We start from the raw sequence: 11491 nt of genomic DNA, 5'->3' as shown, positions 1-11491 counted from the left end.
AATTACGGTTCCGTATAAAACTTTACATCACCTCCTCTGATTCCATCTTTATATAACTCTTCTTCAAACGTCTTCAAAAAATCCACTTTCCGCTGATTGATCAGCATCTCTGTGATCTGCGAACTTGCATAATCATACGGAGCCACACTCCCTTCCGAAAGATACTCCTTGATATTCAGCAGATAGCAATAACTACTATCGGCCACTTCCACGAACTTGTTCGCCTTCAGATAAGCATTCGGATTGGATACATGAACGGGGATATTATCCATCACCTCGTCAAAATCCACCCATTTGTCGTAAAAGTAGTCATAAATAGCGGCATTCTGCACACTATACTTCTCAATTTTTTCCAAAGAAGCCTCAGAAGTCGATTTGTACCACCCCTTTACATCCGATAAACCGGGAGCATCCACCGGTATTTTCAGGAAAAGTCCTTTGATCAGGGCTTTGTCGAGTGTAAACTTTTTCTGATTCTCTTCATAATAGTTCAGCTTATCGCTTTCGCGGATATCAGCCGACAACTTTTCTTTGATCAGGCGCTCCTGATACCGGTAACGGACCAGCGAATGGCGGTATTCTTCTACCAGCTTGTCGACCTCTTCCTTTTCGTTTCCCAGGTTCCGCTGGGCAACTTCGTAAACCAGTGCATCCTTGACCCACTTTTTTACAAAGCTTTCGGCTAACAACAAACTATCCGCAGAGGACGCCCCCCGCGGAATCAGACTAACCACTTCCGAACGTTTCAACGTCCGGTCCTTCACTCTTACCAGCACATCCGCATCATCGGTAGGCTGGGTCCGTTTACAAGAACACAGCAAAGATACGAATGCTATAAAAATGAAGCAATACTTCATAACCTTCTCTTTCTTATTTCTTTAGTTTTTTCAACAATTTCCAATTAATCGTAACAGGATATTCCTTGTTCAACTCCTTCAACCAGGCTTTTTCCAACTCAGGTTGCTCGGCGGCAGGTTTACTCCAGACTTGCCGGTTACTGATATTGAACAACAGGATGCCATCACGATATTCCTGCATGAGATGTGTAAATTCAGGATGCTTCGTGATAAGATTTTTGCGTTCTGACGTAGTTACAATATCGCGTACGAACAAATCGAATACCTCCTGCATAAAATCACCGGCATACGTTTTTGTCGAGAACGGACAACGCTGGATATAATAGGCAAATTCGCTCTGCGGAAAATCCGTATCCACCAGATGGATCAGCGTCTTATTCATATCCTTAGCCTTTTCATAGAATTCCTTATCGGTCGGAAAATGATCATTGCACAAAGCAACCAGTTCGTCATAAGCTTCCGGATAGAATACATACCCGTATTCTTTTTTCATCCGTTCGTCGAACGCCTTATAATATTCAAAATTACGTTCTCCCTGTGCCATCAGACGTGACCAGGATTTTTTCTTTTCTTCAAAAGAGGGTATTCCGCTTTTGCCGATCAGTTTGATGATATGATAGCCGAAACGTGTTTTAACAGGTTTAGACAACTCGCCCGGAGTATTCAGAGCAAAGGCGGCTTTCTCAAACGGTTCGACCATCTCTCCGACACCGAACCAGGGTAATTCTCCCCCCTTCCGTGCAGAAGCACCATCCGAAGAATTTTCCTCTGCCAGCTCCCCGAAATCAGCACCATTCTGTACTTTCTGATAAACCTCTTCAGCCAGAGCAAGCGTTTCGCTATCGCTACGGGTGACAGAGTCTTTCTGGAACGGGATCAGAATATGGGCAACGTGGCGCATTCCGGGATTGGGTTTGCGGCTATGTAATTTGATGATATGAAATCCCAAAGTAGTACGAACGGGCATGGATAACTCACCCGGCTTCATAGCGTATGCCTGATTTTCAAATGCTTTTATCGTCTGCATAGGCAACAGGCAACGCGCATACTCGTACCCGGTCTGCTTTGTTGAGTCCAGCTTGGTTAGTTCCTGACCGACAGCGGCTATATCTTCTCCGTTTTTTATACGTTCATAAGCCTTCATCGCTCTCTCGTAGACGGCAACCGTATCTTTCGAAACCGTTTTCTCGGGCAGACGAAAGAGAATATGGCTTAATTCCAGCACCTCTCCCAGGCGATCGTATTCTGCACGGACAGCAGCATCTTCCCCTTCCTTATCCGATAAGTAACTCGATGTCAACTGAGCGCGGTATCCTTCCAGCTCGTCGGTAAACTCTTTCGTTTTGTCGAGGCCTTCTGCTTCTGCAGCTGCCACTTTCAATTTGAAGTTCTTATATAACTCCACATAATTTTCCAACGATTTACGATCAGATAAATTAACTTCACCATTCTTCCGCGCCATAAAAACAAATTCGTCCAAGAGAACCTGTTTTCCTGCCACAGTCATTACTACAGAGTCTGCCTTATTAGCGGCTTCTCCGGTTAAACAAGCGAATAATAAAGATAATACAAGTAACTTTTTCATCAAAAATCCGTTTATCATACTACGTACACATTACAAAAATAACACTAATCTAACGGATAGCATCCCCAAAAAGTATGCTACCCTATTAAATTAGTGTTTTTTATATAACGGCATTTATGCGCATTTATTATTCACCACGGCTATAATTAGGCGCTTCCTGCGTAATTGCTACGTCATGCGGATGGCTTTCCTGTACACCGGCATTGGTGATACGGGTAAACTTGGCCTGATGCAGTGCTTCAATATTATGAGCTCCGCAATATCCCATCCCGGCACGTAAACCACCGACCATCTGGTAGATAACCTCGAACAAAGAACCTTTATAAGGCACACGGGCTGCAATACCTTCCGGAACCAGCTTCTTCACATCATCTTCCACATCCTGGAAATAACGGTCTTTCGATCCTTTCTGCATAGCTTCCAGCGATCCCATACCGCGGTATGATTTGAATTTACGTCCGTTGAATATGATTGTCTCACCCGGCGATTCTTCCACTCCGGCCAACAACGATCCCATCATAACGGATGATCCGCCGGCAGCGATCGCCTTCACGATATCACCCGAATAACGAAGTCCGCCATCAGCAATCAAAGGAATACCTGTCCCTTTCAACGCTTTCGCCACATCATAGATAGCCGATAACTGCGGTACGCCGACTCCAGCGATAACACGGGTCGTACAGATAGAACCCGGTCCGATACCCACTTTAACGGCGTCAGCACCGGCATCCGCCAGGTATCTTGCAGCATCTCCTGTCGCGATATTACCTACCACGCAATCAATACCCGGGTATTGGGCTTTGATCTGTTTCAGTACATCGACCACTCCTTTCGAATGTCCGTGCGCCGTATCGATTACCAGGGCATCTGCACCGGCTTCAACCAAAGCGGCAACACGTTCAAAAGTATTGAACGTCACACCGACTCCGGCTGCGACACGCAAACGTCCTTTAGTATCTTTACAGGCAGACGGTTTATCTTTTGCTTTTGTAATATCTTTATAAGTGACCAGGCCGATCAGTTTATTATGACTGTCTACCACCGGCAACTTTTCGATCTTGTGCTCCTGAAGTATCTGGGCAGCAGCCTCCAGATCCGTCGACTGGTCTGTTACCACCAGGTTTTCCTTCGTCATCACCTCATCGATCGAACGGTTCATGTCTCTTTCAAAACGAAGGTCACGGTTGGTCACGATACCTACCAGGTAACCGCCTTCATCCACAACAGGTATGCCACCGATCTTATATTCCGCCATCATGGCCAACGCATCGGCCACACGTTTTCCTTTCGTGATCGTTACGGGATCATAAATCATCCCGTTCTCCGCACGTTTAACGCTTTGAACCTGCTTTGCCTGTTCAGCGATCGTCATGTTCTTGTGAATTACACCGATACCACCTTCACGGGCAATAGCAATAGCCATTTTTGCCTCGGTAACCGTATCCATGGCTGCCGATACCATCGGGATATTCAATGTAATGTTTCGTGAAAACTTTGTCGTGAGGTCGACATTTCGGGGAAGAACTTCTGAGTAAGCAGGGATCAACAATACATCATCGAATGTTAATCCGTCCATAACTAACCTGTCTGCAATAAATGACATAAAACGTATGCTTTAAAAATTATTGCGCGCAAATATACGATTTTTCCGGGAACTATGCAACGATTAAAAAAATCCTTTCGAAAGAAAATTAAAAAGGCCCCTTCCCTTTTGTTTGCGGGAAGGAACCTTTTTAATTCCGATCGGAAATGATCCGTGTATTAATTGGCCATCTCGGAAAGGAACTTAATGCGTACCAGACGAATTTCTTCTTCCGTATAATCGCCGCCTAATTCTTCGATCGCATCTTCCAGGTCATCCGTTTCGGAATCCTTGAAATATTCATAGATATCTTCTATGTGATCTTCATCCATCACATCATTTACAAAGTAATCGATATTGATACGTGTTCCCGAATAAACGATCGCTTCGATCTCATCCAGCAATTCGTTAAATTCAAGGCCATTCGTCAATGCGATCTCATCCAGGGCAACCTTCCGGTCGATCCGTTGGATAATGGAAACTTTCAGCTTCGACTTATTGGCTACAGTACGGACACGCAAATCTTCCGGACGTTCGATCTCATTTTCTTCGACATGCTTCTTGATCAGTGTTATGAATTCCTGTCCGTAGCGTTTTGCCTTACCGGCACCAACACCGGGGATATTCTGCAACTCATCCAAAGTGACCGGATAAGTCGTTGCCATCGCTTCCAATGACGGATCCTGGAAAATCACAAAAGGAGGAACTTCCAACCGTTTGGATAATTTCTTACGCAAATCCTTCATCATAGAATAAAGGACTGGGTCTACGGCACAGGTAGCCCCCCCGCGTACAGGAACTTCTGATTCTTCTTCCTCTTCAAACTCGTTATCCTTCGTTATTTTGAAAGATACCGGTTTCTTCATGAAGTCTTTTCCCTTCGGCGATATTTTCAGCAAACCATAATTCTCGATATCTTTTGTCAGATAACCGGCGATCAGTGCCTGACGGATCACCGCATTCCAGGTCTTGTCGTCTTCGTCCGTTCCGGAACCGAAGATTTCCATTTCATTGTGTTTGTAAGATTGAATTTCGGAGGTCTCATTCCCGACCAACATACTGACAATATAGTCTGCCTTAAATTTTTCTTTTAAAGTACTTATCACTTCAAGTACCGCACTCAATAACTCTTTCGCTTCCACTTGCTTTTTGGGGTTCAAACAATTATCACAATTTCCACAATTATCTTCCAGGTATTCTTCACCAAAATAATGCAACAGGACTTTACGACGGCATACGGATGTTTCAGCATAGGCGGCTGTTTCAAGCAACAGCTGCTTGCCGATCTCCTGTTCCGCTACAGGTTTACCCTGCATAAACTTCTCCAGCTTCTGTAAATCCTTATAAGCATAAAAGGCGATACACTGCCCTTCGCCGCCATCACGGCCGGCACGGCCTGTTTCCTGGTAATAACCTTCGAGACTCTTCGGTATATCGTAATGAATGACATAACGCACGTCAGGCTTATCGATCCCCATACCGAATGCGATAGTAGCCACAATAACGTCTGCTTTTTCCAACAGGAACGCATCCTGATTGGCCGACCGTTGTTGCGAATCCATTCCGGCATGATAAGCAAGCGCTTTGATCCCGTTTGCCTTCAGAATATCGGCAAACTCCTCTACCTTCTTGCGGCTCAGACAATAAACAATACCCGATTTACCTTCGTTGGCTTTAATATATTTAATGATCTCGCGGTCTATATTTTCATCCTTCGGACGAACTTCGTAATATAAATTAGAACGGTTAAAGGAGGATTTGAAAACTGAAGCATCTATCATACCCAGGTTTTTCTGGATATCATGTTGTACCTTCGGAGTCGCGGTAGCAGTCAGCGCAATCAACGGACGTTTTCCTATCTCATTGATGATCGGACGTATCCGCCGGTATTCCGGGCGGAAATCATGCCCCCATTCAGAGATACAATGGGCCTCATCCACTGCGTAAAATGAGATTTTCACATTGCGCAGGAATTCGACATTTTCTTCCTTTGTCAGTGATTCGGGAGCAACATAAAGCAGCTTCGTTCGGCCAGCCATAATATCTTCCTTCACCTGGTCGATCGCCGACTTATTCAGTGATGAATTAATAAAATGGGCCACTCCGTCTTCTTCGCTGAAATTACGCATGGCATCCACCTGATTCTTCATCAGAGCGATCAGGGGGGAAATTACGATCGCCGTACCTTCCATCATAATAGAAGGCAACTGGTAACAGAGAGACTTACCTCCACCGGTGGGCATCAACACAAAGGTATCATTCCCGGCCAGCACATTTTCAATGATTGCTTTCTGATTTCCTTTAAAGGTATCAAAACCAAAATGAGTCTTTAAATGCTCAGTTATACTATCCTTCTTCGCCATACTTATTATATTTTACAAACCGCAGGCATTACGCTATCTGCAAACGGTTTACATCTGATTTTTCAAACTTCTCCTTCGCATACTCCAAAGTAACATGGAGTTTCTTTTTCTTTTCAGACGGCATGCTGAACATAGCATCCATCATGATGGCCTCGACTATCGAACGAAGGCCACGGGCTCCCAGCTTAAATTCCAGAGCTTTGTCTACAATATATTCGTAAACGTCTTCATCAAACGACAGTTTAATGGAATCCATCTCGAACAGCTTGACATACTGCTTGATGATCGAATTCTTCGGCTCTGTAAGAATGCTGCGTAGCGTGCTCCGGTCAAGCGGGTTCAAATAAGTCAGAATAGGCAGACGACCGATAATCTCCGGGATCAACCCGAACGATTTCAGGTCTGTCGGCGTAATATATTTCAGGAAGTTGTTCCTGTCTACCTGGGCAGTTTCCTTGCTGGCAGAATATCCTACGACACGGGTGTTCAGACGCTGGGCAATTTTCTTCTCGATACCGTCGAACGCTCCGCCACAGACAAACAGGATATTTTTCGTATCTACCGCAATCATTTTCTGTTCAGGATGTTTTCTTCCGCCCTGGGGAGGTACGTTTACGATCGAACCTTCCAACAGTTTCAATAATCCCTGCTGTACACCTTCTCCGCTTACATCACGGGTTATAGACGGATTATCACTTTTACGCGCGATCTTATCTATCTCATCAATAAATACAATCCCCCGCTGTGCAGCATCCACGTCATAATCGGCAGCCTGCAACAGGCGAGTCAGAATACTTTCAATATCTTCTCCCACATAACCGGCTTCGGTCAGCACCGTCGCATCCACAATGGCAAACGGCACATGCAGCAATTTTGCGATCGTACGCGCCAGCAAGGTTTTTCCCGTACCAGTTGCGCCAACCATAATAATATTAGACTTCTCGATCTCCACATCATCCGAAGTGACTTTCTGAAGCAACCTCTTATAATGGTTATATACAGAAACAGAAAGATAACGCTTGGCGTCATCCTGTCCTATCACATATTGGTCCAGAAAGTTTTTTATATCCTCCGGCTTCGGCAGTTCCGCCTGGTCAAGCCCTAAAGAGCTTTTCCTGGCAGGCTGTTGTTCTTTTACAATTTCATACGCTTGCTGTGCACACTCGTCACAGATAGCACCGGATATCCCATTTATCAGCATGTTAACGTCCCGGCTGCTCCTTCCACAAAACGTACAAACGTCGCCTGTTTTGGCCATAGATTTTTTTGTTTATTAAATTGTCAAAAAAGACAAGGCACAAAAAAGGGCCTTGTCTCTATGTTTGTTATTTATTATTACGAACCAGGATCTCATCAACCATACCGTAAGCTTTCGCTTCTTCGGCAGTCATCCAATAGTCGCGATCGCTATCGCGTTCCACTTCTTCATAAGGTTTTCCTGAGTGAGTTGAGATAATAGTGTACAGTTCTTTCTTAACCTTCAGGATCTCACGAGCTGTGATCTCGATATCCGAAGCCTGTCCTTGTACACCGCCCAGAGGTTGGTGGATCATCACGCGTGAATGAGGCAATGCCATACGTTTACCTTTCGTTCCGGCTACCAGCAATACGGCTGCAAAAGAAGCAGCCATACCTGTACAGATAGTAGAAACATCACAACCGATAAACTGCATAGTATCATAAATACCATAACCGGCATATACGGAACCACCGGGAGAGTTAATATAAATGGATATATCCTTACCGGGGTCGCTTGAATCCAGATATAGTAATTGTGCCTGAATCACATTGGCCGAATAATCGTCGACCTGCGTTCCCAGGAAGATAATACGGTCCATCATCAAGCGGGAAAACACGTCCATCTGCGCAACATTCAGCTGACGTTCTTCAATAATCGTCGGAGAAATATAACTGCTGGTGATATTCATATAACTATCCAGCGCATTACTGTTCATCCTCAAATGTTTTGTTGCATACTTTCTAAAATCGTCCATAGTCTACTGTTTATTGTATAACCGAAAGTCATAAAAAAAGGGATTTCCCTCTGACTTATCGGAATAACAAAGTTATAAATAAATTTCTGAAAGAAACAACTTATTTGCTATCCGCTAAGATATTTTTTAGAGAGAAACCCCTTTTTCTTACTGAAACCATAATAAATACTATAGTTTCCGAAGAATAATATTATTCAAAGAGTTTGTTGAACTCTTCTGCTGAAACTTCTTTTACATCCAGTTCGACCTGTTCTTTCAACCAGGCAGCCAGTTTTTCTTCTACTGCACGGTCGATAATGTTCTGCAAAGTCTGCTTGTTCTTCAGCATGTCTTTTGCATAGTTAGCCAATACCTCTTCAGGAACAGAAAGCATACCGTACTGTGCAAACTGAGCTTTAGCCACACGTTTTGCAAAGCTTTCGATATCTGCATCTTCAACCTTCAGGTTATTGCCCTTCACCAGATTTTCCTTGATCAGCTGATATTTCAGGTCTTCGATGATCTGAGGATATTCTTCGTCCAGTTTTTCCGGTGTATTCTTTTCGTTTGCAGCCAGCAACCAACGTTTCAGCAATCCGTCAGCAAACTGCAGTTCACCGGCTTTCTGTACCAATATTTCGCGTGCATCCAGCAGGAATTTGAAGTCGCTCTGAGGAACAAACTGTTCTGCCAATGCTTCTTTGATCTTGTTCTTGAATTCTTCTTCGCTGGTAACAACACCTTCGCCGAATACTTTGTCGAACAACTCCTGGTTCAGTTCCGCTTTTTTGTGACGTGTAATTTCACTGATCTCGAAACTGAAGTCACCAGTGATACCGGCTACAGCTTCTTTATCGACTTTCAGGAAAGAAGCGATCTCAGCTTCAGCTCCTTCATAAGCCTTGTTCGGGTTGAAAACGATCACAGAGTTAGTCTTCGCACCGATAAATTTCGCTTTTTCAGCCTCATCCTTCATATAAGAAGGCATCAGTACTGCATCTTCGACAACGATACCGCCTTCTTTCGGAGATCCGTTTTCGAGTTCGGCAACAGTACCCTTTACCATGTCTTTTTCCTCAACTTCTTCAACCTGGTCGTAAGCGCCGAAGTTAGCAGTATAAGCATCTACCTGCTGGTTCATCATCTCTTCATCGATGGCAACCTGATAGTAAGGAAGCTTATCGTTCTTGCTCAGTTCGATTTTGATCTCCGGAGCCAAAGCTACGTCAAAACAAAATTCGAAATCTTCCTGCGTATCGAAATTAATAGGCTGTTGTTCTGTTTCGTTAGGCATCGGTTCGCCTAAAATGTTCAATTTGTTATCGCGGATATAATTGAATAGATTTTCAGAAACCAACTTGTTAACTTCTTCAGCCAGCACGTGCTTTCCATACATTTTTTTTACCATACCCATCGGTACCATTCCTTTACGGAAACCCGGTACATTTGCTTTCTGACGGAAGTTGCGCAGGCTCTTTTCAACCTGTTCAGCATAGTCAGCCTTCACTATTTCTAATTTCACAATACCGCTAACGGCATCAATGTTCTTAAGCGAAACGTTCATTCTGAATGATTTATTTAATTAATAGTCGTATCGAATTTTAGGCTGCAAAATTAGAGTTATTCTTTTAATCTCGCAAATTGTTTACTTAATTTGTTCTAAGTAAGCCCAATTTAGACACATATTATTTTTTTCAACCCAAAATCTTGTTTATCTAAAATAAATGTATTCCTTTGTAATGTGAAAGGGGAATTACCTTGAACGTAAATAACATTGTTTTTATTTCTTCATTTACTTGTTACTTGTCGATTTATCTATCATTGTTACGAAATTCCGGTTTACTACTTTCATCAGTAACAATTTTATTTTTTAATTATTTCTATTTTTATGAACATTTACATTGGTAACCTGAACTATCGTGTTCGGGAAGAAGATCTGAAACAAGTAATGGAAGAATACGGAGTGGTAGATTCTGTAAAGATCATCATAGACCGTGAAACAGGTAAATCGAAAGGTTTTGCATTCGTAGAAATGCCTGATGATGCAGCAGCGAAAAAAGCTATTGCAGAATTGAACGAAGCTGAATTCGAAGGTCGTCAGATGGTAGTAAAAGAAGCCAGACCGAAAATGTAATTCACTCTACCTCGAAAAAATAAAAAACTTCTACCTATATTTGGGCAGAAGTTTTTTTATGTCCGTATATTTATATTCAAAATGAGATTAAAAGGTATATACGCCGGTAAACCGGCACTGTTCCAGTTATTGCTCCTGCTACTCTGTCTTTTGTTCGGAGCCATCCTTTCATCCCTGATCGGCACGGGAATATTTTTCACGTTTCATGGCATCTCCGGTAATCTATCTCAATACCCCGGCATGATGCGGATGATGCAGTTTGTTTCAGCAGTGGGGACCTTCCTGTTCCCGGCATTAGCTGTAGCCTGGTTATGCAGCCCCGATCCGGCAGATTACCTTTGTATAAAACGAAATACGGATAACCGTGTCCTGGCGCTCGTACTGGTGAGTATGGTCCTGATGTCGCCGACAACCACCCTGACTGCATTGCTGAACAAGCAAATGGTATTGCCCTCATTCATGGCGCCTATTGAAAACTGGATGCAAACGCAGGAAGCACTTGCCGAACAGTTGACCAATACACTTTTAGCAGGCGACGGACTCCTGATAGTGTTATCCAATCTGCTTGTTATGGCCGTGATGGCTGGTATCACCGAAGAGTTTTTATTCAGGGGAGCATTACAACGTATTATCGGACAGTGGACCACCAACCATCACATTGTTATCTGGTCGGCCGCCATAATATTCAGCGCATTCCACCTACAGTTCTACGGATTCCTTCCCCGTATGTTGCTGGGAGCTTATTTCGGCTACTTGTTATACTGGAGCAGAAACATCTGGGTCCCTGTATTTGCCCATTTCGTCAACAACGCATTTGCCGTGATCGGTATGTCGGATAGCCGGTTGAAAGAAAATGAATTTATCTCCGGAGACATATCCAATGCCAATCTGTTACCTTATTCGGCACTGGCCGTCATTACATTATTATTATTCATTGTATGCGTACAGCATATCAGAAGACTTTCAATACAAAAACAATCCAACAATTATCAATAAC

General features: G+C 43.5%; 9 protein-coding genes. 2 read left to right on the top strand and 7 right to left on the bottom strand.

What is annotated here, in order from left to right:
* Window positions 1-2: 2 nt before the first annotated feature.
* The 7 genes from IEY67_RS21650 to tig all read right to left on the bottom strand — a co-directional run bounded on the left by IEY67_RS21650 (window position 3) and on the right by tig (window position 9924).
* The gene (locus IEY67_RS21650; protein WP_122354275.1) at window positions 3-857 is read right to left on the bottom strand and encodes a peptidyl-prolyl cis-trans isomerase; all 855 of its coding nucleotides are present in this window, start codon (window positions 855-857) and stop codon (window positions 3-5) included.
* A 13-nt stretch (window positions 858-870) separates the two neighbouring features.
* Window positions 871-2460, bottom strand: coding sequence for a peptidylprolyl isomerase (locus tag IEY67_RS21645; protein WP_183672356.1), 1590 nt, complete (start codon window positions 2458-2460; stop codon window positions 871-873).
* A gap of 109 nt (window positions 2461-2569) precedes the next feature.
* Window positions 2570-4045 (bottom strand): IMP dehydrogenase, encoded by a 1476-nt coding sequence (gene guaB / locus IEY67_RS21640; RefSeq protein WP_122354273.1) that lies wholly within the window; start codon window positions 4043-4045, stop codon window positions 2570-2572.
* A gap of 158 nt (window positions 4046-4203) precedes the next feature.
* Complete coding sequence (recQ, locus tag IEY67_RS21635; protein WP_122354272.1) at window positions 4204-6387, bottom strand: DNA helicase RecQ; 2184 nt, start codon at window positions 6385-6387, stop codon at window positions 4204-4206.
* A 28-nt stretch (window positions 6388-6415) separates the two neighbouring features.
* Window positions 6416-7645: an ATP-dependent Clp protease ATP-binding subunit ClpX gene (clpX, locus tag IEY67_RS21630; protein WP_122354271.1), complete on the bottom strand. Its 1230-nt coding sequence runs from the start codon at window positions 7643-7645 to the stop codon at window positions 6416-6418.
* 67 nt (window positions 7646-7712) lie between these two features.
* Window positions 7713-8381: an ATP-dependent Clp endopeptidase proteolytic subunit ClpP gene (gene clpP / locus IEY67_RS21625; protein ID WP_122354270.1), complete on the bottom strand. Its 669-nt coding sequence runs from the start codon at window positions 8379-8381 to the stop codon at window positions 7713-7715.
* A 190-nt stretch (window positions 8382-8571) separates the two neighbouring features.
* Window positions 8572-9924: a trigger factor gene (tig, locus tag IEY67_RS21620; protein WP_122354269.1), complete on the bottom strand. Its 1353-nt coding sequence runs from the start codon at window positions 9922-9924 to the stop codon at window positions 8572-8574.
* 324 nt (window positions 9925-10248) lie between these two features.
* Here tig and rbp point away from each other — a divergent pair, with 324 nt between their 5' ends.
* Together rbp and IEY67_RS21610 are read left to right on the top strand one after the other, a co-directional pair.
* Entirely contained in the window at window positions 10249-10494 is a 246-nt protein-coding gene (gene rbp, locus IEY67_RS21615; protein ID WP_122354268.1) for an RNA-binding regulator, read from the top strand.
* An 81-nt stretch (window positions 10495-10575) separates the two neighbouring features.
* On the top strand, window positions 10576-11490 hold the full coding sequence (locus tag IEY67_RS21610; RefSeq protein WP_183672355.1) for a CPBP family intramembrane glutamic endopeptidase: 915 nt from the start codon (window positions 10576-10578) through the stop codon (window positions 11488-11490).
* The last annotated feature ends 1 nt before the right edge of the window (window position 11491 follow it).

The organism is Parabacteroides faecis, from assembly GCF_014647375.1.
Taxonomy (GTDB): domain Bacteria; phylum Bacteroidota; class Bacteroidia; order Bacteroidales; family Tannerellaceae; genus Parabacteroides; species Parabacteroides faecis.
The sequence above is the reverse complement of the archived record's forward strand: the minus strand, read 5'-3'. Positions and strand labels throughout refer to the sequence as shown.